Genomic DNA, 24,628 nt, shown 5'->3' with positions numbered 1-24,628 from the left:
GAATGATGTCGTCGTCGGCACGATCGTGAACGTACCGCCCCCTCCCGCCACCCGGTACGGCGCCTCACGGCGGTCCTCCGGCGAGGACCCGATAGGAGGAGTGCGGGACGCGAAACGCATACTCGGACCCATGGTGAATTCTTCCGGGGATGCCGCTCCCCGAACCCCTCTGACGCTCACTCGCCCCGTGTCCTGGTTCCTGCTCGCCTTCGGGGCCTGGAGCTGGTGCATCTGGATCACTTTCGTCAAGAACCTGTGGAAGGACGCCAGCGGACTCGCATTTGACCGTGCGGGTGACCCGACCGCGTACTTCTGGGTGCACCTGCTGCTTGCGATCACGTCGTTTCTTCTGGGGACGGCTGTAGGGGTCATCGGGTTGCGTGGGGTGCGCGCGTTGCGGCGTACGTCATAGCCGTCATAGCGCCAGGACCCCGGCATAGCGGACGCGCGGAATCCTGGTGATCACTTGACCGATTCCCCGGACGCGTGTGCGCCCTCGTGTTTACGGTGATGCGCATCACTGGGCGGGAGGGGCGCGGCGATGCGTGGGGTCGGGGTTGCGGTACGCAGGAACACTGTGGTGCCGGTGTTGTTGGCGTTGCTCGCAGGAGGGTGCGGCTTCGCCTCGGGGAGCGAGGACCGCAGCCCGCTCGCGGTCGGCACGACGGACCGCGTCACCTCGCTCGACCCGGCCGGCGCCTACGACGCGGGCTCCTGGGCGCTGTTCGGCAACGTCTACCAGTCCCTGCTGACCTTCGCCCCCGGCTCCAGCACCCCCGTGCCGGACGCGGCCCGCAGCTGTGGCTTCCGCGGCGACGGCCTGCGCACCTACGCGTGCGAGCTGCGCCCGCACCTGACGTTCGCCAACGGGGACGAACTGACGGCGAAGGACGTGAAGTTCTCCTTCGACCGCATCAAGCGCATCCACTCCGACCAGGGGCCGGGTTCGCTGCTGGACACGCTGGAGTCGGTGGGGGCCGACGGCTCCGAGGTCGTCTTCCGACTCCGGGTGCCCGACGCCACGTTCCCGCTGAAGATCGCCACGGGCGCGGGCTCGATCGTCGACAGCACCCGCTACCCCGCGGACCGGCTCCGCAAGGGCGACACGGTCGACGGCTCCGGCCCGTACGGCCTCGCCTCGTACCGGGCGGGGGAGAGGGCGGAGCTGCGGCCCAACACCCGTTACACGGGCGCGGTCAAGAGCCTCGGGGGCCCGGTGGCGGTCCGGTACTACGCCGACCCCGACGCGCTGGACGAGGCCTGGAAGGAACGTTCCGTCGAGGTCGTCGGCCGCCAGATGCCGCCGGCGGAGATCGCCGGCATCTCGCCGACGGACTCGGGTGTCCGCGTCGTCGAGACCACGGCGCCGAACATCCGCTCGCTCGTCTTCAACGTGCGGGACGGCGCACCGCTGAAGGAGACCGCGATCCGGCAGGCGATCGCGGCCGTGATCGACCGCGAGGCGATCGCCCGCGACGTCCACCGGCGCACGGTGGACCCGCTGTACTCCCTCGTCCCGCAAGGCATCACGGGCCACGCGACCTCGTTCTACGACGCCTACCCGAGGCCGGACGCGACGCGGGCGCGGGAACTGCTGCGCGAGGCGGGGGTGACCGTGCCGGTCCGCTTCGGCCTGGCGTACTCGCAGGGCGCGGCGACGGACCAGGAAACCGCGACGGTCAAACGGCAGTTGGAGGCCACGGGCCTGTTCCGGGTGACGCCGAAGCGGGTGGGGTGGCAGGAGTTCCAGGAGGGGTACGCGCGGGGTGCGTACGACGCGTACTGCGTCAGCTGGGTGGCGGACTTCCCGGACCCGGACACGTTCACCACTCCGCTGGTCGGCGCGGACAACGCGCTGCACTCGGGCTACTCCAGCGCGCGGGTGGAGAAGCTGATCGCGCAGGCGCGGCAGATCTACCAGCGGAACCGGGTGACGGAGGACTTCCGGCAGATCCAGAAGATCGTGGCGGAGGACGTGCCGATGGTGCCGCTGTGGCAGAAGAAGGACTACGTGCTGACGAATTCGTCGATCTCGGGGGCGGAGTACCTGTCGGACGGGACCGGGATCTGGCGGCTGTGGCGGCTGGGGAGGATCTGAGGGGGCCCGGGGCCGGGGCTTCTTAGAAGCCCTCTTACACCGCACGCCCACCCTGGCCGCATGGCTACTGCACCCCAACGCCGGCTCGCCGTGGCGGCGGTCATCGCCGTCGCCCTCGGCCTCATCGCCTGGCCCGTTCTCAGTTCCTTCGGCCTGTTCTCCGACAAGGGCGACTCCATGAGCTTCGGCCAGGGGAACGGCGGCGGCTCCGCCGGCGAATCCGGCACGCTCATGCCCACCGGCCCGAAGGCCGACTTCAAGGTCGCCGGCACCGTCCAGGACGGCACCAAGATCGGTGTCGTCACGCTCGACGGCAAGAAGTCCGGCTTCAAGGGCAAGGTCTGGGTCTGGGCCCCCAAGCAGTACGACGACCCGAAGTACAGGAACAGCGGCTTCCCCGTGCTGATCGCCCTGCCGGGCGGCAACGGCTATCCGGTCAACTACTGGATGGGCACGGACCTCAAGCTGCAGCAGTCGATCAGCGAGTGGTCGAAGGAGGGCAAGAGCCTGCCCTTCATCGTCGCCATGCCCGTCCTGAACCCGGACGACAAGAACTACTACGACGGCAGCGACATCCCGAATCAGCCCAAGATGGGCACCTGGCTCACGGAGGACGTCCCCGACCTGGTCAAGGCAAACTTCCGCACCCTGAAGCAGCGCGAGGGCTGGGCCTTCATGGGCTCCTCGTCGGGCGGCTTCGCCGGACTGAAGGCGGTGCTGCAGAAGCCGGACCGCTTCAAGGCCGTCATCGCCTCCGGGCCGGACATCGTCCCCGACTCGCCGCTGTGGGCGGGGCACGAGAAGGAGAAGGCCGCCAACAACCCCCAGGTGCTGGCCAAGCAGTTGATCAAGGCCAAGGGGCCGGACGTCTATCTGGCCTTCCAGGTCGGCACGAAGGAGAAGACGGCGATGAAGAACGTGAAGGATTTCATCGGCACGTACGGCAACAAGGGGCCGGTGCACACCCTGCTCAGCGAGATACCCGACGGGGAGCACAACGCCAAGACCTATGTGCCCAACATGGGGACGGGCCCGATCGAATGGATCAGCAAGCAGATGCAGGGGCCCGTGGCGGAGTGAGGGGCGCCCCGTGAGGGGCGCGGGGAACTGCGCGATCAGCCACGACGCACCCGCAGATGACGTGCCGCCCCTTTCGGCGGTGTGTCAACTGCGGGCCGGCGGTGGCTGGTCGCGCAGTTCCCCGCGCCCCTCACGGGGCCCGGCTGCTGCCAACGTCCCCAGCATCGCCGCGAGTCACGACATGCGGTGCGGCGCTCCCGGCACCGTAGCAACGCACAAGGACACCAGGTGTCCTGATTCCGCGCAACGCACGCCACCGCAGCACCGTCTCACCGGACGAACACCCGTACAGGGAGGGGACGTCCGTGAAGTGGCTTCGTACGACGGCGTCGGCAGCGGCGCTGGGCATCGCGTCCGCCGGACTGGTGGGACTGGCGTCGGCGCCCGCCGTCGCCAAGGGCGGCATCGACTTCAAGGTGGCAGCGCACCGCACGGTGCGCGCCGGGCACGCCATCGCGATCCACGCCCGCGGGGACGACGACGCGGCGACGTACACGAAGGTCTGCATCCAGGAGCGCACCGACAAGCGCGGGTCCTGGCACACGCTGAAGTGCGGGCGAATGGCCGTCCTGGCCAAGGCCGACGTCAAGGTCACCCCGAGGCACCGCGGGACCGTCCTCGCGTTCCGCGCCGTCCTCTTCGGGGCGGACAGCCGCAACGACAAGCACCCGGTGGAACTGCGCACGTCACCGGTGAGGACGGTGCGGGTGCGCTGAAAGCCCCACCCGCACCGGCGGCTTGCGGCACCCTGGTGGGATGGCCGAATACCGCCGCCCCGACGACCCCCTCGCCGCCTACGAACGGCGGCGCCTGGCACCGCAGGGGGAGGCGCGGCGGCACCGGCCGTGGCACGGCGGCGGGAGCCATGTGCGGCCCGGCGAGCCGCGCGTGCTGCTCGAGTGGGACGGGTTCGCCTACCAGGTGGCCGGGATCGCCCCCGACCTCCCGGCCGCGCGGGCCTGGGTGTCAGAGGCCGTGCCGCCCCAGGAACTCCAGTAGCAGCTTCTGCCACTCCTCCTGGCGCTCGACCATCACGGCGTGCCCCGCCTCGATCTCCGCGTACTCGGCCCCCGGGATGCGGTCCGCCAGCAGGCGGGAGTTGGCGGGGGACACCAGGTTGTCCCGGGTCGTGGCCACGACCAGCGTCGGCACCGCGATGCCCGGCAGGTCGGCCGTCGTGTCGGCCGTCGCGACCAGGCCCGCCTGCTCCGCCGTGCCGTCGGGAACGGTCGAGGCCAGGAGGTGCAGCAGCGCCGGCACCTGCTCCTGCGGCAGCGCGTTGAAGAAGTCCGTGCTGAAGGAGCTCAGCGCGCTGAAGCGGGCGAAGGCCCTGCGGTCGTCCGCGGCCAGCAGCGTGCGCCACAACTCCAGGGAGGCCAGCATGGCGTTGTCCGGCCGCGCCATGCCCGCGGTCAGCACGAGGCCCCGGACGCGCCCGGGGTGCCGCGCCGCCGCCCGTACGGAGACGAGCGTGCCGAGCGAGTAGCCGACCAGGGTGAAGGACTCCACACCCGCCCCGGTCGCCGCGGCCACCAGTGCGTCGGCCAGCCCGTCGAGGGTGAGCGGACCGGGCGCCAGGGGGGACCCGCCCGACCCGGGGTAGTCCGGGGCCACGACCGTGTGCCGCTCGGCCAGCACCGGCATGAGCGCGGCGAAGTGCGCCGCGACGCTGCCGCCCGCGCCGTGTGCGAGCAGCAGGCCGGGGCCCGTCCCACGGACGGTGGTGCGGAGCGGCGGCAGGGATGTGGATGTCATGGGCACGAGATTGCCACGCGGCACGGGCCCCGGCTGTGTGAGCCGGCTCACCGTCAGAGCGCGTGCCTGCGCAGGAAGTCCAGGATCAGCTCCTCCCACTCCGCGTACCGCTCGTGCATCACCACGTGCCCCGCCGCGATCTCCGCGTACTCCGCGCCCGGGATGTGGTCCGCGAGGTAGCGGGAGTGCGACGGGTGGAGGAGCTCGTCCTCCGTCGTCGCGACGACGAGCGTCGGCACGGCGATGCCCGGCAGGTCGCCGGTGGTGTCCACGGTCCGTACCAGCGCGGTCTGTTCGGCGGAGCCCGCGGGCCACAGCGCGGGGTCCGGGGTGAGCAGCGCGTCCGCCTCCGCCTGCGGAAGGCCGTTCAGGTGCCGGCGCGACCAGCCGGTCAGCGTGCGGGACCGGGCGAAGGCCGCGTGGTCGCCCCGCTCCAGCAGGTGCGCCCACAGGCCGAGCGTGATGTCCGCGTGCCGGTCGGGCCGGGCCAGGCCCGCGGTCAGGACGAGCCCGCGGACGCGCTCGGGGTGCCGCGCCGCCGCCCGTACGGAGACGGCGGTGCCCAGGGAGAAGCCGACGAGGGTGAACGTCTCCACGCCGGCCGCCACGGCGCGCTCGACCACGGCGTCGGCGAGCCCGTCGAGCGTCAACGGGGCGGTGGCGCGCGGGGTTTCGCCCGAGCCGGGGTAGTCGGGGGCGACGACCGTGTGGCCCGCGGCCGCCAGGGCCGGGGCGAGGGCCGCGTAGTTGTCCGCGATGCTCCCGGTGGCGCCGTGGGCGAGCAGGATGCCGGGGCCCGAGCCGGTGACGGTGGTGTGCAGGGCCGGAATGTTTGTCATGTGCGACAGGTTGCCCCTTGACGCCGGTGTCAAGGTCAAGTCCGGAGGGGGAAACGGGGCATGCGGATCGGGGAACTGTCGCGGCGTACGGGGGTGAGTCCGCGGTCGTTGCGCTACTACGAGGAGCGGGGGTTGCTCGCAGCATGCCGTGATGCCAGTGGGTACCGCCGGTACGGGGCCGATGCGGTGGAGACCGTCGGGCGGATTCGCGAGCTCATCGTGGCGGGGCTGGGCACCGAGGCCATCCGCGAGGTGCTGCCGTGCGCCCACGGGGGTCCGGCGCTGGAGAGCTGTGACCTCACGCTGCGCGTGCTGGGGGAGCAACTGGGGCGGATCGACGCGGAGATGGCGGAGCTGCGGCGGCGCCGCGAGGCGCTGGTGGCGCTGGGCGCCCCGTAAGGGGCGCGGGGAACTGCGCGAGCAGCCCCACCGGCCTGCAGCCGACGCACTGCCCCGGGGGTCCGGGGCGAAGCCCCGGGTACTTCGGCTGCGGGCGCGTCGTGGTTGCTCGCGCAGTTCCCCGCGCCCCTTACGGGGCGCGAAAGGCCCCGCTCCCGGGAGGGGAACGGGGCCTTCGGTGAATTCGGCGAACCGAACCGGGACTAGAAGCGGCGCGTGATCAGCGCCCGCTTCACCTCCTGGATCGCCTTCGTGACCTCGATGCCACGCGGGCAGGCGTCCGTGCAGTTGAACGTCGTGCGGCAACGCCACACGCCGTCCTTGTCGTTCAGGATCTCCAGGCGCTGCTCACCGGCCTCGTCACGCGAGTCGAAGATGAAGCGGTGCGCGTTGACGATCGCCGCCGGGCCGAAGTACTGGCCGTCGTTCCAGAACACCGGGCAGGAGGAGGTGCAGGCCGCGCACAGGATGCACTTCGTCGTGTCGTCGAAGCGCTCGCGGTCCTCCGCGGACTGCCGGCGCTCGCGCGTCGGCTCGTTGCCCTTGGTGATGAGGAACGGCATGACATCGCGGTACGCCTGGAAGAACGGCTCCATGTCGACCACGAGGTCCTTCAGGACCGTCAGGCCCTTGATGGGCTCGACCGTGATCGGCTTGGCCGGGTTGATGTCCTTGATCAGCGTCTTGCACGCCAGACGGTTCTTGCCGTTGATGCGCATGGCGTCCGAGCCGCAGATGCCGTGGGCGCAGGAGCGGCGGAAGGTCAGCGAGCCGTCCTGATCCCACTTGATCTTGTGGAGGCCGTCGAGGACCCGCTCCTTGGGGTCGATCTCCAGCTCGTAGTCCTGCCAGATCGCCTCGTCCGACACCTCCGGGTTGAACCGGCGGATGCGGAAGGTGACCTTGATGTTGTGCGAGGTCTGCGCCTCGGCCTCGAGCTTGTCGAGAGTCGCGGTGCTCATCAGTACTTACGCTCCATCGGCTGGTAGCGGGTCTGCACGACCGGCTTGTAGTCGAGGCGGATGCCGTCCTTGCCGGACGCGTCCACCTCGCGGTACGCCATGGTGTGCCGCATGAAGTTGACGTCGTCGCGGTTCGGGTAGTCCTCGCGGTAGTGACCGCCGCGGGACTCCTTGCGTGCCAGCGCGGACACGGCCATCACCTCGGCCAGGTCGAGCAGGTTGCCCAGCTCGATGGCCTCCAGCAGGTCGGTGTTGAAGCGCTTGCCCTTGTCCTGGATGGACACGTTCTTGTAGCGCTCGCGCAGCTCGGCGATCTTCTCGACGGCCGTCTTGATGGTCTGCTCGGTGCGGAAGACCATGACGTTGGCGTCCATGGTCTCCTGCAGCTCCTTGCGGAGCACCGCGACCCGCTCGGTGCCGGTCGAGTTGCGCAGGTTCTCGACCTGCTGCTCGACGAGCTCGGCCGGGTTCTCCGGCAGCTCGACGAACTCGGCCCGGTCCGCGTACTCGGCGGCGGCGATGCCGGCCCGGCGGCCGAACACGTTGATGTCGAGCAGCGAGTTGGTGCCCAGGCGGTTGGCGCCGTGGACGGACACGCAGGCGACCTCGCCGGCGGCGTACAGACCCGGAACGACGGTGTCGTTGTCGGCCAGCACCTCGCCCTGGACGTTGGTCGGGATGCCGCCCATCGCGTAGTGCGCGGTGGGCTGGATCGGGATCGGGTCCGTGTAGGGCTCGATGCCGAGGTAGGTGCGCGCGAACTCGGTGATGTCCGGCAGCTTGGCGTCCAGCTGCTCCGGCGGCAGGTGGGTGAGGTCCAGGTAGACGTGGTCGCCCTCGGGACCGCAGCCGCGGCCCTCGCGGATCTCCGTGTAGATGGAGCGGGAGACGACGTCGCGGGAGGCGAGGTCCTTCATGACGGGCGCGTACTTCTCCATGAAGCGCTCACCGTCCTTGTTGCGGAGGATGCCGCCCTCGCCGCGGGCGCCCTCGGTGAGGAGGATGCCCATGCGCCAGATGCCCGTCGGGTGGAACTGGAAGAACTCCATGTCCTCCAGGGGCAGGCCGCGGCGGTAGCAGGCGGCCTGGCCGTCACCGGTCAGGGTGTGCGCGTTGGAGGTCACCTTGAAGAACTTGCCGGTGCCGCCGGAGGCGTAGACGACCGACTTGGCCTGGAAGATGTGGATCTCGCCGGTGGCGAGCTCGTACGCCACCACACCGGCCGACTGCTTGACGCCGTCGACCTCGGTGATCAGCTGGTCCAGGACGTAGAACTCGTTGAAGAACTCCACGCCCTCCTTGACGCAGTTCTGGAACAGCGTCTGGAGGATCATGTGGCCGGTGCGGTCGGCCGCGTAGCAGGCACGGCGGACCGGGGCCTCGCCGTGGTTGCGGGAGTGACCGCCGAACCGGCGCTGGTCGATGGTGCCGTCCGGGGTGCGGTTGAACGGCAGGCCCATCTTCTCGAGGTCGAGGACCGCGTCGATGGCCTCCTTCGCCAGGATCTCGGCGGCGTCCTGGTCGACCAGGTAGTCACCGCCCTTGATCGTGTCGAAGGTGTGCCACTCCCAGTTGTCCTCCTCGACGTTGGCGAGGGCGGCGGCCATGCCGCCCTGGGCCGCGCCGGTGTGGGAGCGGGTGGGGTAGAGCTTGGTCAGCACCGCGGTGCGGCTGCGCTTCGTCGCCTCGATGGCGGCGCGCATGCCGGCGCCGCCGGCGCCGACGATGACGGTGTCGTACTTGTGGATCTGCATGGTCTCGTCAGCCCCGGGCTCTAGCGGATGTTCGGGTCGAAGGTGAAGATCACCAGCGTGCCCAGCAGGACGGTGAACACCGTGGCCGTGTACAGCAGCATCTTCAGCCAGAAGCGGGTGTTGGGCCGCTCCGCGTAGTCGTTGATGACCGTACGCAGGCCATTGGCGCCGTGCAGCATCGCGAGCCACAGCATGATGAGGTCCCAGGCCTGCCAGAACGGCGAGGCCCAGCGGCCGGCCACGAAGGCGAAGCCGATCTTGCTGACGCCGCCGTCGAGGACGAGCTGGATCAGCAGGTGGCCGAGGACCAGGACGACCAGCACGATGCCGGACAGCCGCATGAACAGCCAGCCGTACAGCTCGAAGTTCGTGCGCGTGGACTTCGGGGTCTTCTGGGTGCGCTTACGGGGCGGCTCGATGACCGGAGCCGGGTTGTCCGCGTCGTAGAGCGACACGGACTCGTTCACCGCGGGGGTGGTGGTTTCAGCGGACATCTCGCGTCATCAGCTCCCGAACAGCGTGCGCAGCGTGTGGCTGAGCACGGGGTAGAAGGCGCCTGCCATCAGCACGACCCAGACACCGACAACCGTCCACAGCATCTGCTTCTGGTAGCGCGGGCCCTTGGACCAGAAGTCCACGGCGATGACACGCAGGCCGTTGAGAGCGTGGAAGAGGATGGCGGCGACGAGGCCGTACTCCATCAGGTTGACGACGGGTGTCTTGTACGTCGCGACGACGTTGTCGTAGGCCTCGGGCGAGACACGAACGAGCGCGGTGTCGAGGACGTGCACGAACAGGAAGAAGAAAATGAGGACGCCGGTGACTCGGTGAGCCACCCAGGACCACATGCCTTCCCGGCCGCGGTACAGCGTTCCAGCCGGCACGGAAAACCCTCCGGGAGCGGGGATTGGGGCCAGCCGGCTCTACTGTCGGTCGGGCCCGGCCGGGTACGGTCCACCGGCCCTGGCCATCGTAGCGACGCCTTGTCGGTTCGGTCTCCCGGGGTATGTCAGGTGTGATCAAACAGGCACGTACGGGCTAGCCGCCGATGGCGTGAATCTGCTCGCCACGGGCCGTCAGCCGCTCGCGCAGGGTGCGCAGGAGCAGGTCAAAGGCCTCCTCGGGGCCGCTGTCCGGGGCCGGGGGAAGCAGCAGCGGCTCGCCGAACCGGCTCTCGTAGGCCGCATGGGCGACCCGCAGCGCCTCGTCGGCCTCCGCGGAGATGTCCGGCGTGCCCGGGGAAACCGGGGCGGGCCGGTCCTTTCGATCGAGTCGGTCGAGAACGTGCAGGGTGGGCTCCTCGGTGATCGTGGCGAAGCCTGAGCGGGACCAAAACGTAACGACAGTTCTCGGCCACTGTCCGACGGATGCGCGAATTTCCTTCGTACGGGTCGTACGGGCGTCCTTCCGGGCGGGTCCTCGCCGCGGATGCATGGAAAAAACCTATCTTCTCCGTGAATGGGAGGTTTTGCTCCATGCGACTGTCCAAGCGACTGCCCGTCAGGATCACCCGCACGGCGGCCATCCGGGGGACCGTCTCCGCCCTCGCCCTCCTCGCCGCCATGTCCGTCATGGGCTGCCCCCGCACCTCCGGCAGCCACCGCGCCAAGGACGACGCCCGCTCCCTCCCGGCCTCCGCCGCGCCCTCCTCCTCCACGGCCCCCGCACCCCCCGGCCCGCCGCGCGTCGTCCCCGCCGTGCGCTCCTTCACCGCCGCGGGCGGCCCCGGCTGGCGGCCCGGATCCGGGGCCCGGGTCGTCGCCGACCCCGGCGGGCCGCTGGCCGACGCGGGCCGCCGGCTCGCCGACGACCTCAAGCTGAAGACCGACGCCGGCCCCGCCCGCCGCGGCGACGTCGAGCTCGCTCTCCGCCCGGGCCAGAGCGGCGGGCCCGAGGGCTACGAGCTCACCACCCACGACGGCAAGGTCCTGATCACCGGCGCCGACGAGGCCGGCGTCTTCTACGGCACCCGCACCGTCGTCCAGGCCGTGCGCTCCGGCGGCGGGCTGCCCGAGGGCACCGTCCGCGACAGCCCCGACCGCCCCCAGCGCGGCCTCAACCTGGACATCGCCCGCAAGTACTTCCCCGCCGACTGGATCAAGGACCGGCTGCGGCAGATGGCCGACCTCAAGCTCAACCAGCTCGGCCTGCACTTCTCCGACGACCAGGGCTTCCGCATCGACAGCGACTCCCACCCCGAGATCGTCTCCGAGCAGCACCTCACCAAGACCGAGGTGCGCAGCATCATCGACCTCGCCTCGTCCCTGCACATCGCCGTCGTCCCCGAGATCGACTCGCCCGGCCACCTCGGCGCCGTGCTGAACGCCCACCCCGGACTGCAGCTGCGCGACGCCGGCGGCACCGTCGCCCGCGGCGCCGTCGACATCGCCGACCCCGACGCGGCCACGGTCGTGGACGACCTCATCCGCGAGTACGCCGACCTCTTCCCCGGCCCCTGGTTCCACCTCGGCGCCGACGAGTACCGCGCCCTGATGAGCAAGGATCCGCAGACCGCCTACCCCCGGCTCGCCGAGGCCGCCCAGCAGAAGTACGGACCCGACGCCAAGGTCCAGGACCTCGCCACCGGCTGGCTCAACGACCGCGCCGCCCTCGTGCGCTCCCTCGGCAAGACGCCCAAGGCCTGGAACGACGGGTTCTTCACCGACGGCGTCGTCACCCCCGACAAGAACATCGAGGTCGAATACTGGACCGGCAAGGAACTGGGCGCCAGGCCCCCCACCGAGTACCTGAACGAAGGACGCCCGCTGGTCAACCTCAACGACGAGTACCTCTATTACGTCCTCGGCGAGCCCAACCAGTTCCGCTACCCCACCGGTGAGCGCATCTTCCGCCAGTGGTCGCCCGCCGTCCTCCGCGGCACCACGCCCGTCCCCGCAGGACAGGCCGGGCCCGACCGGATCCTCGGCGGCCGGTTCGCGATCTGGTGCGACAAGCCCGACGCGCAGACACCCGACCAGGTCGCGAACGGCATCCGGCTGCCGCTGGCCGCCACGGCCCAGCGGCTGTGGGACCCGGCGGTGCCCCAGCAGTCCTGGCAGGACTTCACCGCTCTGGTGGGTCGGGTGCTTCGCGCCCCGTAAGGGGCGCGGGGAACTGCGCGAGCAACCACGACGCACCCGCAGTCGAGGTCCCCGGGGCTTCGCCCCGGACCCCTGGGGTAGTGCGTCGGCTGCAGGCCGTCCGTGGCCGGTCGCGCAGTTCCCCGCGCCCCTTACGGGGCGCGATCCCCTAACCTCCAGGGGTGAGGCGGGAGCGCGCTCGGCCGCGCCCCCGCGCACCGCACGCGCACCGGAACTGAGGGCACGATGAAGATCGAATTCCTCCTGCACAACGCCTACGGAATCGGCGGCACCATCCGCTCGACCGTCAACCTCGCAGCCGCCCTCGCCGACCGGCACGACGTACGGATCGTCAGCGTCAACCGCCCCGCCGACGAACCCGAGCTCACCATCGACCCCCGCGTGCGCCTCACCCCGCTGCTCGACTTCCGCGAGGGCGAGGAGAGCGAGGAGTACCGCTCCCCGCTCAACCAGCGGCCCAGCGCCCTCTTCCGCGACGAGCGCATCGACAACGGCCTGATGGCCGCCACCGCCCTCACCGACGAGAAGGTCGCCGCCCACCTCGCCGCCACCGACGCCGACGTCGTCATCGCCACCCGCCCCAAGCTCATCGGCTACCTCGCGGAGTACGGCACCGGCCGCTACCTGCGCCTCGGCCAGGAACACCTCACCCACGAGGCCCACGTCCCCGAGCTGCACGCCGTGATGGACCCGGCCATCGCCGCCCTCGACGCCTTCACCACCGTCTCCGAGGCCGACGCCGGCCACTACCGCGAGGCGCTCCCGGACGCCAAGGCGAGGATCCTCGCGATCCCGAACGCCGTTCCGGCCCCCGTGGCCGAGCCCTCGGACGGCACCTCGAAGCTGATCGTCTCCGCCGGCCGGCTCGTCTCCGTCAAGCGCTACGACCGGCTGATCGCCGCCTTCGCGCAGATCGCCGCCGAGCGCCCCGACTGGAACCTGCGCATCTACGGGCGCGGCCCCGCCAAGCCGAAGCTGCGCAGGCAGATCGAGGACCTGGGCCTCTCCGAGCGGATCACGCTCATGGGCGCCCGCTCGCCCATCGAGACCGAGTGGTCCAAGGGCGCTGTCGCCGCCGTCGCCTCCGACGCCGAGTCCTTCGGCATGACCATCGTCGAGGCCATGCACGCGGGCCTGCCCGTCGTCGCCACCGACTGCCCGCACGGGCCGCGCGAGATCATCACCGACGGCACCGACGGCATCCTCGTCCCGCTCGACGGCGACGCCACCGTCGACACCTACGCCGCCGTCCTGCTGCGGCTCACCGGTGACCCCGCCCTGCGCGAACGCCTGGGCGCCGCCGCCCGGCAGGCCGCCCACCGCTACGAACCCGCCGCCGTCGCCCGCCGCTACGAGGAGCTCTTCGAGGAACTGCGCCCCGGCAGCACCGCCGCCGCCCCCGCCCGGAAGGGCGGCCTGCTGCGTGGCCTGTTCGGCGGCGGACGCGACAAGCCGAAGCCCGTGCCCGCACAGCAGGCCGGCGCCGCGCACCCCGAGGCCCGCTGCACGGTCGGGGCCGACGGCTCCCTCGTCGTCCGGCTGCGCGCCGGCCAGCTCACCGCCGCCGACACGCATCTGCTGCTGCGTCACCGCGGCAGCAAGGGCAAGGAGGCGGTGCGGGTCGCCCTGCCGCAGCAGCCGGGCGGCGCGGACGGCTGGGTCGAGGCCCGGCTCGAGCGCGGGGCGCACACCCTGTCCGAGGGGCGCTGGGACACCTACACCGAGCGCTCCGGCGACAAGAGCCGCCGCCGGCTGACCGCTTCGCTCGTCGAGCAGAAGGCCCTGCTCGGACTCCCGCTCGGCCGCGGCCCCCAGGGCGTCACCGCCTGGGTGCCGTACGGGACCAGCGACGGCTACCTCGCCCTGCGCACCTGGCTGCGCCCGGAGCACGCCGAGGCGACGGAGGTCCGGGTGGGGAGCGAGGGCATCACGGTGACGCTGGAGGCCCTGGGCACGTCCTTCGGCGAGGGCGCCGAACTCGTCGCCCGGCTGCGGGGCGCCGACGGTGCCGTGGGCGACGTCCGCGTGCCCCTGGAGAACGGCACCGGCCGCCTGCCCTGCGCGCCGATGAGCACCCGGCGCGACCCGGAGCAGGACCTGTGGGACCTGTGGGTGCGCCCGGCGAAGGGCGCGGCGCTGGTACGGGTGGGGCGGATCGCGGGCGACTTCGCGGACCGCAAGGGCGTCGACACCTTCCCGGCGGCGGTGCACGGGGACGCGCTGCTGCGGCCGTACTTCACGGTGACGAACGACCTCACGGTGAGCGTGAAGGACGCGGCGGCCGCGGAGGCGGACGCCTGACGGTCCGGCACCGCGGACGGAGGACGGCCGGGGCCGCCACCCCCCACAGGAGTGGCCCCGGCCGTCCGCCCGTTGCGAACCCTGGCAGGGCACGCACTAACTACAGCGCCGTAGACGGAAAATCCGTCACACCCTCGCTCGGGCGTGCGAAGGCGATTCTGGACGTGGGCATGCCTATGCCCGTAACGTGCGGGTCCGCGCCGTTCGGCGCACCTGTTTCGCGTGCCGGTATCCGGGGGGTCAGCCAGATGTATCCGTGCGGTCGCTGCCGCGCCGTCGCCGTGGGGCCGGACGGCCGCTGTGCGGCGTGCGGGGCCGTCGGGCTGCCGCCCGCGCCGGCGCCTGCGTATCCGTACCCGTACCCGGCGGGGCCGGTGGCCGCACCGGCCGGCGGCATCGACCTGCGGCGGGGCGTGCGCATCGCGCTGACGGTGCTGCTGGTGCTGAACATCCTCCTGCTGCTCCTCATGGTCGCCGCGGCCGGCAACGAACGCGCCGCGCTCGACGCCATGCTGAGCGACGGCCTCACCGACGCCACGGCGCGGAAGGCCGACAGCGCGGACAACGCCGCCTCGGTGCTGTCGCTGCTCCACATCCTGGCGTTCCTCGCGTCGGGCGTGCTGTGGGTCGTCTGGTTCCGTCGGGCGCGCCTCAACGCCGAGGTCTTCGCGCCCGGTACGCACCGGTTCGGCAGCGGCTGGGCGGTCGGCTCGTGGTTCACGCCCGTCGTCAACCTCTGGTTCCCCAAGCAGATGGCGAACGACATCTACCGGGCCAGCTCCCCGGCGGGACCGCAGGCCACCCCCAAGGGCCTGCTCAACTCCTGGTGGGTACTGTGGATCACGGCGAACGTCCTCAGCTGGATGGGCAGCACGATGGAGGCGGTCGCCTCGGCCCGGGTGAAGACCGCGACCAAGGGCGGTCACTACAGCCTCGACGACTGGCGCAGCGACGCCGAGTCGCTGAAGTCCGCCCTCGCGGTCCAGGGCCTGTCGACGCTGCTGCTCGCCGTCGCCGCCCTGCTCGCCCTGCTCGTCGTGCGGCAGTTGTCGCGCATGCAGGAGCAGCGGGCCGCGCTGGGCCCGCAGTTCGCCCCGCCGTTCGCGCCGCAGTCCGCCCCGCCCATGGCCATGGGCGCCCCGGCGTGGCCCGGGATGCCGCCCGCCCCCGCGCCCTACGGCGCACCCGCCCACCCGCCCGTACCGCCCGTGCCGCCCGGACCGCCGCAGAATCCTTTCGGCAATGGTCCGGCGGGCTGCTGAACAGCGGAATCCGCACGTGGTGCAGGATGAGACCGTGCAGGGGGACGACGCCGAGCTGACGACCGCGGTGCACGCGGCGCAGGGCGGGGACGAGACGGCATTCCGTACCGTCTACCGCTCCGTGCAGCCCCGCCTGCTCGGATACGTCCGCACGCTGGTCGGCGAGGCGGACGCGGAGGACGTCGCCTCGGAGGCCTGGCTGCAGATAGCCCGCGACCTCGGACGGTTCAACGGCGACGCCGACCGGTTCCGCGGCTGGGCGGCCACCATCGCCCGCAACCGCGCCCTCGACCACATACGGATGCGCGGCCGCCGCCCCGCGATCGGCGGCGACGAGACCGAACTCACCGGCCGCGCGGGCGACGCGGACACCGCCGGAGAGGCCCTGGAGGCCCTCGGCACCGGACACACCCTCGCCCTCATCGCCCAGCTGCCGCAGGACCAGGCCGAGGCCGTCGTGCTGCGCGTGGTCGCCGGCCTCGACGCCAAGAGCGCCGCCGGGGTGCTGGGCAAGCGCCCCGGCGCGGTGCGCACCGCCGCGCACCGCGGTCTGCGCAAGCTGGCCGAACTCGTGACGGCGGGCGGGGCACACCAGGAGGCAGGGGCCGACGCAGTCCCCGGACAGCGGCAGACGCACGGGTCGCCCGGGAGCGGAAGCACCGGAGGCAGTGCTTCTGCAGGTGTGACGCAATTGCGCGCGCGGACGCAGAAGGACATGTGATGGCCGACGATCGCCGGTACGACTGGCTGGATGACGACGCCGTGGAGCGGCTGCTGCGCGGCGAGGCCCTCGCCGACACCCTGGCCGGGGACACGGCGGACGACCGTGCCCGGGCCGATGCCGCACGGCTGGACGCCGCCCTCGGCGCGTTCCGGGTCCCGGCCCCCGCGGACGGCACGCCCCTGCCCGGCGAGGAGGCCGCACTCGCCGCCTTCCGGACGGCCCGGGCCGCCGAGCGGGACGTGGCCGTCGCCGCCGCGCCCGCCGGCTCCGCCGCCCCCGTCGTCCGGATCGGCCGCACCGCCGCACGCGCCTCGGCCGCCCGCTCCCTCCTGCGCCGCCCCGCCCGCTCCGCGCTGGCCCTGGCGCTGGCCGGGTGCGCCCTGGGCGGGGTCGCGGTGGCGGCCGGCACGGGCGTCCTGCCCGCCCCCTTCGGGCGCGGCGGCCGCGAACCGGCGCCCGCCACGAGCGTCGTGGCCGACAGCGACACCGAGACCCGCGCACCCGCCACCGGCGAACCCCGCACCGGCCCGTCGCACGGCGCCGCCGACAGCGGGCACGGCCGCAGCGCCGCACCCTCGGCCCCCGGCAGCGCCGCACCGGGCAGCGGCGCGAGCGCCACACCCGGCGGCGGGCTGCCCGGCACCGCCTCCCCGACGCCCGCGCCGCCGCAGCCGGACCGCAGCCGCGGCAAGGACGACGGCCGGAAGGGCGACGACAGTCACCCGGCCGTGATCGCCAAACTGTGCCGCGACTACCGCGACGCCACGCAGCGGAACAGCGGCAAGGGAGTCGACGACGACACCCTGAACGCCCTGGAGCGCGCCGCGGGCGGCGCCGCCGTGCGCGCCTACTGCGACCACGTGCTCGGCACCTCCTCCGCACCGGGCGGCGGCTCCGGCGACCGGGGCGAGGACACGGACGGGGACGGCGACCCGCGTACCCCCCTGCGCTCGGTCCCGCACCCGCTCATGGGCCTCCCGGACCTCTCCCGGACGCCGGGTGTGACGTTTTCGGAGCCCCTGGCGCTGTAGAGAGTGAGCCGACTGGTCATCGGCGCGCAGGAGCCGGAGTTCCCCCCATACCGTCGGCTCCTCGCATGTGGCGCGGGCGGGACTCTTCCCCCGGTCCTGCCCGCGCCCCCCTCCTCCCTCCTCGTGTCCCGGCCCCGCACGGGACGCCCGCGCCTACAGTGGCTGTGGGAGGAGTGAAGCCATGGCACACGAATCCGAAGCCGGTCCGCTCGGGCAGGTCGAGGACACGTCCCGCCTGAGCGAGTCCGGACTGCCGCTCGAACCGGTCTACGGCCCGCAGGACCTCGCGTCCTGGGACCCCGGGAAACAGCTGGGCGAACCCGGTGCGTACCCCTACACCCGCGGTGTCCACCGCACCATGTACACCGGCCGCCCCTGGACCATGCGCCAGTACGCCGGCTTCGGCACCGCCGCCGAGTCCAACGCCCGCTACCGGCAGCTCATCGCCCACGGCACCACCGGCCTGTCCGTCGCCTTCGACCTGCCCACGCAGATGGGGTACGACTCGGACGCGCCGCTCGCCCGCGGCGAAGTGGGCAGGGTGGGAGTGGCCGTCGACTCCGCCGACGACATGCGGGTGCTCTTCGACGGCATCCCGCTCGGCGAGGTGTCCACGTCGATGACCATCAACGCCCCTGCCGCGATGCTGCTGTTGCTCTACCAGCTCGTCGCCGAGGAACAGGGTGTCCCCGGCGACCGCCTCACCGGCACCGTCCAGAACGACGTCCTCAAGGAGTACATCGCCCGCGGCACCTACATCTTCCCGCCCGCACCCTCGCTGCGCCTGACCGCCGACATCTTCCGCTACTGCCAGGCCGAGCTGCCCCGATGGAACAGCATCTCCGTCTCCGGCTACCACATGGCCGAGGCCGGTGCCTCGCCCGCGCAGGAGATCGCCTTCACCCTCGCCGACGGCGTCGAGTACGTCCGCGCGGCCGTGGCGGCCGGCATGGACGTCGACGACTTCGCCCCGCGCCTGTCCTTCTTCTTCGTCGCGCGCACCACGCTGCTGGAGGAGGTCGCCAAGTTCCGTGCGGCGCGCCGGATGTGGGCCCGGCTGATGCGGGAGGAGTTCGGCGCGAAGAACCCCAAGTCGCAGATGCTGCGCTTCCACACGCAGACAGCGGGCGTGCAGCTGACCGCGCAGCAGCCGGAGGTGAACCTGGTCCGCGTCACCGTCCAGGCCCTGGCCGCGGTGCTGGGCGGCACGCAGTCCCTGCACACCAACTCCTTCGACGAGGCCATCGCCCTGCCCACGGACAAGGCCGCCCGGCTCGCCCTGCGCACGCAGCAGGTTCTGGCCCACGAGACCGATGTGACGGCGACGGTCGACCCGTTCGCCGGTTCGTACGCGGTCGAGTCCATGACGGACGACATCGAGGGCGCGGCCCTGGAACTCATGGACGAGGTGGAGTCGCTCGGCGGCGCCGTCGCCGCCATCGAGCGCGGATTCCAGAAGAACGAGATCGAGCGCAACGCGTACCGGATCGCGCAACAGACGGACAACGGCGACCGGGTGGTCGTCGGCGTCAACCGTTTCCGCCTGGAGGAGGAAGAACCGTACGAGCCCCTGCGCGTGGACCCCGCCATCGAGGCCCGCCAGCGCGAACGCCTGGAACGCCTGCGGGCGGAGCGGGACGGCAAGGCGGTGACTGCGGCGCTGGGGAAGCTGCGCAGGACGGCCGAGGGGAAGGGGGGGAAAGGGGCGAACATCCTGTACCCGATGAAGGACGCCCTGCGCGCCCGCGCCACGGTGGGCGAGGTGTGCGGGGCGCTGCGCGAGGTGTGGGGCGCGTACACCCCGGGGGAGTCGGTCTGACGCCCCTGGTCCGGGGCCCTCCGCGCGTGGGTCACACTGGTGAGATGTCCTCACCCCGCCGGGCCTGCCCCGTTTGCTCCCGCGAGATCGCCGTCGTCGGCGGCCGCTACGCCCGTCACGACCCGCCCGGCCGCCGTGTCGTCTCCTACGAACTGACCTCCTGCCCCGGCTCGCGCCGCTCGGCCCCGCTGCTGTCGACGGAGCCGCGGCTCTTCGACCCGGAGGAGCCGCCGATGGCGGGGCAGCAGCAGCTGTTCTAGGCCTTGGGGCTAGGGCGTGTCCGACGAATCGTGTTACCAGGCCGTGAGGCACGCAGGCCCAGTACCGGGCTGGTGGTCTTCGGTGGTCGTCACCCGTATGGAGTAGTCGAGTGGGGATGTCGTGTGCGTGGTGGCTTTCCTGGGGAGAAGGGCAATTCGCACAGTCACCACGAGGAGGCCATGATGAGTGTGTTGGACAAGCTCAAGGGGCTGCTGAAGGGCCGTGAGGAGCAGGCGCCCGAAGTCGACACTGCCGCAGTCTCAGAAAGCGGCAAGCGCGGAGCAGACGACAACACTGCTGCTGAGCCCGAGTCCGACGAGTAGCCCTATAGCTAGGCGGGGGTCGGCGGGCAGCTTGTGACGATCTCTGTCGTCATATTCGGCGGTCTCACCATGTACCTCATCAACGCGATGGCAGAAAGGGGCCGCAAGCGGCATCGGCTCCTATGCGTTGTCTCAATCTCACTGTCCGCAGGGCAGAATCCGGCCCAGTGCTTGCCCGCTGTGCCGGAGCGCTCTAGCCTCCACCGCAGGACCAGGCAGCCAGCTGTCCGGCCCGGCTCTCCCAGACCCCGAGGCCATCTCTCCCCAGGACGGTCGGAGCCGCGCCCGGCAGCGCACATGCGGCTCCGGCTCCGCCCTCCCCGAGCGCTCGGCAGGTGTCTCCCGCGTGGTGCCGGCGTCTTCCAGGAAGGGCGGATCGTGCCGGGGCGCGGGGAAAGGAGCCCCGCCCCCCGGTGCCCGGCCGCCGTCAGCCATCGGTTCTCCTCCCGGCGGCGGCCGACCCTTTCAGCCTGTACGGAACCCGTTACGAAGCACAGTGCATCAGCAGGCGCGATCCGGCAACCCGGTCTGCGGGCCCTGTCTCCAGCTGGTACGGCCGGGTTGCCGTACATACCCGGCAACCCTCAACTCCCCGGCAGAAAAGGCTGGCAGGGGACCCCTGCTCGGCAGCAGCGTCCACCGGCTCCCTGGCCCGGGCGCTGCCAGCTTCAGCGGCAGTGCACCCTCGCAGGCGGCCTGGAGGGCCGCTGCGAGGCGGTCCGTCCCCGCGGGACATCCGCTGATGTACGACCGGCCGGTGGCTGTGGCGGCCGTGGTACTGGCCGCACCCCGCCGCGCACTTCATGCGGGCGTAGCGGTGAACTGGTCCTTCGCTGCTGTCGTGTCAGCCGTTGGCGGGCATGAGCAGGCCGGGTACCTCTCCGGTGACGATCCGGCGGGCGAGTTCGGAGATCTGTAACTGGTGGGCGCGGGCGTAGGAGCGGATCGAGGTGAAGGCCCGGTCGGGGGAAGTGCCCCAGCGCTCGGCTATGACGCCCTTGGCCTGCTCGATGACGACGCGACTGGTGAGGGCCGCCTGCAGCTGGCTCCGTTCGGTCTGGGACTGCTCCAGGGTGCGCTGTTGCAGGATGCCGATGGTGGCGATGTCCGCCAGCGCCTGGGCCAGGGCGGAGTTCTCGCTGCCCAGCACCGTGGATTCGGTGTGGAACAGGTTCAGTGCTCCCACCACGTGCTGCCGCAGCCGCAGCGGGAGGGCATGGGCGGAGGCAAAGCCGGCCTCCCGTGCCCGGCGCGTGAACTGGGGCCATTGCTCCAGCATGGACGGACCGGCCAGATCGATGTCGAGCCGGGCGGTGCCCCGGGCGTAGCACTCCACACAGGGACCCTGGTCGTGCTGGAGGGCGAACAGCTCCAGCAGCCGGGTGTTCTCGTCGGACGCTGCGATGATCTGCAGCCTGTCGTGAGGGTCCGCGAGCAGGATCCCTGCAGCCGAGACATCCAGAAGGGTCACGCACCGGGCGGACAGTCTCTGGAGGAACTCGATGACGTCGAAGTCGTCGACCAAGGTGTCCGCCAGCTCTACGAATACTTCAGTTACCTGTTGTTGGCGGGACATTCTCCTCATTCCTTGCTCTCATCGGGCGTTGTTGCCCCGTCGGAAGGGTCGCCGAACCGCAGCCGGCGGGAGACGGCGGCCCGGGCCGGCTCGGTGAGCGACTCGTTGTGGCCGAAGGCGGCAACCCGCAGGCGCAGCAGCGCCGTTGTCAGCGGCACGGAAGAGCTGAACGCTGGCCTGCCCGCTGCCTGGTGCGCCACGGCCCGCTGCCATGCGCCCGGCGCTTCGGCCGGCAGCGGGGCCGCCGGATCGTTGGAACCGTCGAGGAACAGCCTGGTGAGCGCGGGCGCCAGGGCAAGTGCATCATCCATCTGCTCAAGGGGGGACAGCGGGCTGGGGCGTGAACGCACCACGGTCAGGATGCCGATCCGGGCGGCTCCGAGGCCCAGCGGGAAACGGAAGACCGCGGCCACCGCGAGCTCAGCGACGGCACGCAGCAGGGGCCGACGGTCTGAGCGGACCGAGGCGAGATCGGACACCAGCCCCATCGAGGCGCAGGCTTCCAGGCTCGGGGCCCTCCTCGAACGCGAGCTGCAGCTCGGCGAGAGTGGCCATCACGCCGCCGACAGAGCACAGGGGCTCGGGGGAGTCCCCTGTCCCCAGCGCGATGGAAACCGCCGAGCCGTCGGCGTCCGGCGTTTCGGCGATCACGCGGAGAGGTCACCGCGGTCCGCGCTGTACAGGTAACACAGAATCTTGGCCATGCGGTCACTGATCATGCCCTCACGCTTTGGTGGTCGGGCTCATCGAGCACCCGCATCAGGCCACGGTGCCGTGCGCTCAATGTAGCGGAAGGGACGACAGCGAGCTACGCCAGCTCTCGGCCACATCCCCCCTCCACGATCACCCGACAAAATATCGACAGGTAACGCCAAGTAGTAAAGGGCTTTGGCCATGAGACCGCAGATTGCGTACTCTGCCGCCTGCCCGCCCCGCGGCAGTGGCACCCTGCTGACCGAACGCCCCAGACCCCGGCGTGCAGACATCGCAGATCCAGTGCACGATCCACGCAGGGGGCGACAGCTACATGTCAGACGTCTATCTGTTTCAGCGGGGCAAAAAGCAGACCCCATACCAACTGGTCACCGCTTCCGGCGAGCTCGACCTGCGCACCATGCCGACGGTGGCGAACGACCTCCTCCAGGCCCTGCGTTCGGCCGTCCGGCCACCCCGCGTCATCCTCGACCTCACGGAAGTCACCTTCGCGGACTGCGCCCTGCTGGCCGTCATCTGTCCCACCCGGGCGGAGCTCCACGAGGGCGGCGGCTGGATCCGGCTCTCCTACACACACCCCTCGGTGCACCTCCTGCTGACCGCGGCAGGGCTCGACAAGACCTTCCCCTGCTACCCCACGGTCACCCGCGCTGCCTGGGACCTTCCCCAGGGCTGACCCATCAGACCCACATCCGGTAGATGAGCGCCGTGGGGCGGGGTGGGGTCGTCCCGCAGGGGGAGGATGTCCACGAGCCGGCGTGCTGGATCGTTTGCCACGCGTCGTCCAGGTCTCCGGCGACAAGGCCGCTGTCCTCGCCCACCATGGTCAGGGTCCCGTGCAAGTGCGCGTTGCCGAGCTAATGCAGGCTCAGGGCGATCTGCCAGGGCGCGTCACGTGTCTCCACGCTGGCCACGACGTGCCGCCTCGAAGGGCACGTCCGTGCAGTGGTGGACATCGGTGTCAGGCTTCGTGCTCCTTGATCCGAGCCGAGAGACGGTCCGCAAGTTCTTCGGCTACGGCATCCAGCTCCGGGCTGATCCCGGCGGCAAGGGCGAGCATGGCGTAGATGGCCGCTGCTTCGCCCTTCGTCAGCAGCGCCAGACGGGTCCAGACTGATCGATCTGCGCGCGGAGCTTGGCGACTTCGTCTCTGATCTCCGTGGCTGAGGCTGCTGGCATGGTCCGCATTCCGTTGACGGTGACGTCTCTGCCGTCAGTGACGACCTCGATGTCGACCCCTTGGATCGCTACTCCGACCCTGCCACTTCCGCTGATGTTGTTCGTAACGCTGACCATGCCGAAGATTCCCCCCTCTGTGCTGTGCTGCTGTGACGATCTGTGGTTCGAGCGTGGCTCGCTCTATCGGCTTGTTCGCAGCCGGTAGTCGAACCCTACGCACTCGAACGATCTTGCGGCAGAGGGATCTTCCGGGGCTCTAGGGCTTGTTCGACAGGTCAGGGTCGTACGTACGGAGGGGCTTATTCGTTCATATGTAGCGGGCGTGCCCGGTCGGGGGGCGACTGTCGTTCCGCAGTAACCGCGCTCGCTACGGAACGTAACCGCAGAGTGATGGGGTCCAATGAGCGCCGCAGGTTGCAAACGTTCATCGCAGAGCAAGGGTCTTACCGCGGGGCTGGAGGCGGTCGCGGGTGGTCTGCCCTGGGGGCTAGGTGTATTGATCACGAGCGTTGTTGACAGCTGTGGGTCTTGAGCATGGCGAAGACCTCCGGTGTGGTGGAGGTGTCGAGTCTTCACCGCACGGAGGTCTTCGTGTCCCACCGTAATGCCCGGCTGACCGTTCACGGCAGACGGATCCTGATTGAACGGGTCTGTTCCGGACGCCCCGTTGCACATGTCGCAGCGGAGATGGGCATCTCGCGGACGACAGCTCACAAATGGGTCCGCCGGTGGCGGGCCGAGGGCGAGCCGGGACTGCGGGACCGCTCCAGCAGGCCGCGCACGACCCCGCACCGCACGCCCGCCGCCGTCGAAGCCCGGGTATGCGAGCTGAGAACGACACGGAAGCTGGGCCCGGCCCGGATCGGTCCGATCCTGGGCCTGCCCACCTCGACCGTGCACCGGATACTCACCCGTCACGCACTGCACCGGCTGGCCTGGATCGACCGGCCCACCGGCCAGGTCATCCGCCGCTACGAACGCGAACGTCCCGGCGAGCTGATCCACGTGGACGTTAAGAAGCTCGGGCGTATCCCCGACGGCGGCGGACACAAGGCCCTGGGCCGCCAGGCCGGCCGCACCACCCGCAGCGGTATGGGATTCGACTACATCCACTCCGCCGTCGACGACCACTCCCGCCTGGCCTACAGCGAGATCCACCCCGACGAGAAGGCCGCGACCTGCGCGGGTTTCCTCACCCGCGCGGCCACGTTCTTCCACGCGCACGGCATCACCCGGATCGAGCAGGTGCTCACGGACAACGCCTGGGCCTACCGCAAGGGCCTGGCCTGGAGACAGGCCCTGGCCGACCTCGGCGCGGCCGGCAAGCTCACCCGCGCCTACCGGCCCCAGACCAACGGCAAGGTCGAACGCTTCAAGTGCGCCACGAGGCGCCCGGTCGTATCCCCGGTATAGCCGGGAGGAATTCGGAGGGATATTCCTGGGTCTGATG

At 71.0% G+C, this 24,628-nt stretch carries 24 protein-coding genes and 1 pseudogene; 16 read left to right on the top strand and 9 right to left on the bottom strand.

Annotated elements, in window-relative coordinates:
• The first annotated feature begins 169 nt into the window (after window positions 1-169).
• The 5 genes from ACMATS_RS15140 (at window position 170) to ACMATS_RS15120 (ending at window position 4,177) form a co-directional block, all read left to right on the top strand.
• Complete coding sequence (locus tag ACMATS_RS15140) at window positions 170-412, top strand: SCO4848 family membrane protein (RefSeq protein WP_336416182.1); 243 nt, start codon at window positions 170-172, stop codon at window positions 410-412.
• Window positions 413-541: 129 nt separating this feature from the next.
• Entirely contained in the window at window positions 542-2,098 is a 1,557-nt protein-coding gene (locus ACMATS_RS15135; RefSeq protein ID WP_414168160.1) for an ABC transporter substrate-binding protein, read from the top strand.
• A 60-nt stretch (window positions 2,099-2,158) separates the two neighbouring features.
• Complete coding sequence (locus tag ACMATS_RS15130; protein WP_414168159.1) at window positions 2,159-3,178, top strand: alpha/beta hydrolase; 1,020 nt, start codon at window positions 2,159-2,161, stop codon at window positions 3,176-3,178.
• A gap of 305 nt (window positions 3,179-3,483) precedes the next feature.
• Window positions 3,484-3,894, top strand: a complete 411-nt coding sequence (locus ACMATS_RS15125; protein ID WP_414168158.1) for a hypothetical protein — start codon at window positions 3,484-3,486, stop codon at window positions 3,892-3,894.
• Window positions 3,895-3,934: 40 nt separating this feature from the next.
• Window positions 3,935-4,177, top strand: coding sequence for a DUF6087 family protein (locus tag ACMATS_RS15120; RefSeq protein ID WP_336416123.1), 243 nt, complete (start codon window positions 3,935-3,937; stop codon window positions 4,175-4,177).
• Here the strand turns inward: ACMATS_RS15120 and ACMATS_RS15115 are convergent.
• Both ACMATS_RS15115 and ACMATS_RS15110 read right to left on the bottom strand, forming a co-directional pair.
• Window positions 4,145-4,933 (bottom strand): alpha/beta fold hydrolase, encoded by a 789-nt coding sequence (locus ACMATS_RS15115; RefSeq protein ID WP_414168157.1) that lies wholly within the window; start codon window positions 4,931-4,933, stop codon window positions 4,145-4,147. The two genes, ACMATS_RS15120 and ACMATS_RS15115, sit on opposite strands and share 33 nt — an antisense overlap.
• 53 nt (window positions 4,934-4,986) lie before the next feature.
• Window positions 4,987-5,772, bottom strand: a complete 786-nt coding sequence (locus tag ACMATS_RS15110) for an alpha/beta fold hydrolase (protein ID WP_414168156.1) — start codon at window positions 5,770-5,772, stop codon at window positions 4,987-4,989.
• 60 nt (window positions 5,773-5,832) lie between these two features.
• Here ACMATS_RS15110 and ACMATS_RS15105 point away from each other — a divergent pair, with 60 nt between their 5' ends.
• Complete coding sequence (locus ACMATS_RS15105; RefSeq protein ID WP_414168155.1) at window positions 5,833-6,171, top strand: MerR family transcriptional regulator; 339 nt, start codon at window positions 5,833-5,835, stop codon at window positions 6,169-6,171.
• Between the two features lie 203 nt (window positions 6,172-6,374).
• Here ACMATS_RS15105 and ACMATS_RS15100 read toward each other — a convergent pair whose 3' ends face one another.
• The 5 genes from ACMATS_RS15100 to ACMATS_RS15080 all read right to left on the bottom strand — a co-directional run bounded on the left by ACMATS_RS15100 (window position 6,375) and on the right by ACMATS_RS15080 (window position 10,321).
• Window positions 6,375-7,133, bottom strand: coding sequence for a succinate dehydrogenase iron-sulfur subunit (locus ACMATS_RS15100; RefSeq protein ID WP_390782147.1), 759 nt, complete (start codon window positions 7,131-7,133; stop codon window positions 6,375-6,377).
• On the bottom strand, window positions 7,133-8,887 hold the full coding sequence (gene sdhA / locus ACMATS_RS15095) for a succinate dehydrogenase flavoprotein subunit (RefSeq protein WP_390782148.1): 1,755 nt from the start codon (window positions 8,885-8,887) through the stop codon (window positions 7,133-7,135). The genes ACMATS_RS15100 and sdhA overlap by 1 nt, the downstream gene beginning before the upstream one ends.
• Window positions 8,888-8,907: 20 nt before the next feature.
• Window positions 8,908-9,381 (bottom strand): succinate dehydrogenase hydrophobic membrane anchor subunit, encoded by a 474-nt coding sequence (locus tag ACMATS_RS15090; RefSeq protein ID WP_390782149.1) that lies wholly within the window; start codon window positions 9,379-9,381, stop codon window positions 8,908-8,910.
• A 9-nt stretch (window positions 9,382-9,390) separates the two neighbouring features.
• Window positions 9,391-9,771 (bottom strand): succinate dehydrogenase, cytochrome b556 subunit, encoded by a 381-nt coding sequence (sdhC, locus tag ACMATS_RS15085; RefSeq protein ID WP_390782150.1) that lies wholly within the window; start codon window positions 9,769-9,771, stop codon window positions 9,391-9,393.
• A gap of 154 nt (window positions 9,772-9,925) precedes the next feature.
• On the bottom strand, window positions 9,926-10,321 hold the full coding sequence (locus ACMATS_RS15080) for a hypothetical protein (protein ID WP_390782151.1): 396 nt from the start codon (window positions 10,319-10,321) through the stop codon (window positions 9,926-9,928).
• 41 nt (window positions 10,322-10,362) lie between these two features.
• Between ACMATS_RS15080 and ACMATS_RS15075 the strand changes: the two genes are divergently transcribed.
• The 8 genes from ACMATS_RS15075 (at window position 10,363) to ACMATS_RS15040 (ending at window position 19,709) form a co-directional block, all read left to right on the top strand.
• Complete coding sequence (locus ACMATS_RS15075; protein ID WP_414168154.1) at window positions 10,363-11,988, top strand: family 20 glycosylhydrolase; 1,626 nt, start codon at window positions 10,363-10,365, stop codon at window positions 11,986-11,988.
• Between the two features lie 225 nt (window positions 11,989-12,213).
• Window positions 12,214-14,289, top strand: coding sequence for a glycosyltransferase family 4 protein (locus ACMATS_RS15070; protein ID WP_414168153.1), 2,076 nt, complete (start codon window positions 12,214-12,216; stop codon window positions 14,287-14,289).
• A 248-nt stretch (window positions 14,290-14,537) separates the two neighbouring features.
• Window positions 14,538-15,551 (top strand): DUF4328 domain-containing protein, encoded by a 1,014-nt coding sequence (locus ACMATS_RS15065; RefSeq protein WP_414168152.1) that lies wholly within the window; start codon window positions 14,538-14,540, stop codon window positions 15,549-15,551.
• A gap of 34 nt (window positions 15,552-15,585) precedes the next feature.
• Window positions 15,586-16,272: an RNA polymerase sigma factor gene (locus tag ACMATS_RS15060; RefSeq protein ID WP_414170728.1), complete on the top strand. Its 687-nt coding sequence runs from the start codon at window positions 15,586-15,588 to the stop codon at window positions 16,270-16,272.
• The gene (locus ACMATS_RS15055) at window positions 16,272-17,306 is read left to right on the top strand and encodes a hypothetical protein (protein WP_414168151.1); all 1,035 of its coding nucleotides are present in this window, start codon (window positions 16,272-16,274) and stop codon (window positions 17,304-17,306) included. Before ACMATS_RS15060 ends, ACMATS_RS15055 begins: the two co-directional genes overlap by 1 nt.
• Window positions 17,307-17,487: 181 nt before the next feature.
• A complete protein-coding gene (locus ACMATS_RS15050; protein ID WP_390782156.1) occupies window positions 17,488-19,125 on the top strand; it encodes a methylmalonyl-CoA mutase in 1,638 nt (545 codons plus the stop codon).
• 44 nt (window positions 19,126-19,169) lie between these two features.
• Window positions 19,170-19,385, top strand: coding sequence for a hypothetical protein (locus tag ACMATS_RS15045; protein ID WP_336416138.1), 216 nt, complete (start codon window positions 19,170-19,172; stop codon window positions 19,383-19,385).
• A 183-nt stretch (window positions 19,386-19,568) separates the two neighbouring features.
• Complete coding sequence (locus ACMATS_RS15040; RefSeq protein ID WP_391156964.1) at window positions 19,569-19,709, top strand: hypothetical protein; 141 nt, start codon at window positions 19,569-19,571, stop codon at window positions 19,707-19,709.
• An 844-nt stretch (window positions 19,710-20,553) separates the two neighbouring features.
• Here the strand turns inward: ACMATS_RS15040 and ACMATS_RS15035 are convergent.
• Both ACMATS_RS15035 and ACMATS_RS15030 read right to left on the bottom strand, forming a co-directional pair.
• Window positions 20,554-21,285, bottom strand: coding sequence for a GAF and ANTAR domain-containing protein (locus ACMATS_RS15035; protein ID WP_390782158.1), 732 nt, complete (start codon window positions 21,283-21,285; stop codon window positions 20,554-20,556).
• 5 nt (window positions 21,286-21,290) lie between these two features.
• Window positions 21,291-21,773 carry a hypothetical protein gene (locus ACMATS_RS15030; protein ID WP_414168150.1) on the bottom strand — a complete coding sequence of 161 codons (483 nt, stop codon included), beginning with the start codon at window positions 21,771-21,773 and terminating at the stop codon, window positions 21,291-21,293.
• 539 nt (window positions 21,774-22,312) lie between these two features.
• Between ACMATS_RS15030 and ACMATS_RS15025 the strand changes: the two genes are divergently transcribed.
• Both ACMATS_RS15025 and ACMATS_RS15020 read left to right on the top strand, forming a co-directional pair.
• Window positions 22,313-22,675 carry an STAS domain-containing protein gene (locus ACMATS_RS15025; protein ID WP_390782160.1) on the top strand — a complete coding sequence of 121 codons (363 nt, stop codon included), beginning with the start codon at window positions 22,313-22,315 and terminating at the stop codon, window positions 22,673-22,675.
• 1,094 nt (window positions 22,676-23,769) lie between these two features.
• Window positions 23,770-24,549: pseudogene (locus ACMATS_RS15020) on the top strand (IS481 family transposase); the annotation flags it as partial.
• Window positions 24,550-24,628 lie beyond the last annotated feature (79 nt).

This window comes from Streptoverticillium reticulum, assembly GCF_047456005.1.
Classification (GTDB): Bacteria; Actinomycetota; Actinomycetes; order Streptomycetales; family Streptomycetaceae; genus Streptomyces; species Streptomyces reticulum.
Note: the sequence above shows the minus strand (reverse complement) of the source record. Positions and strands in the feature narration are given on the sequence as shown.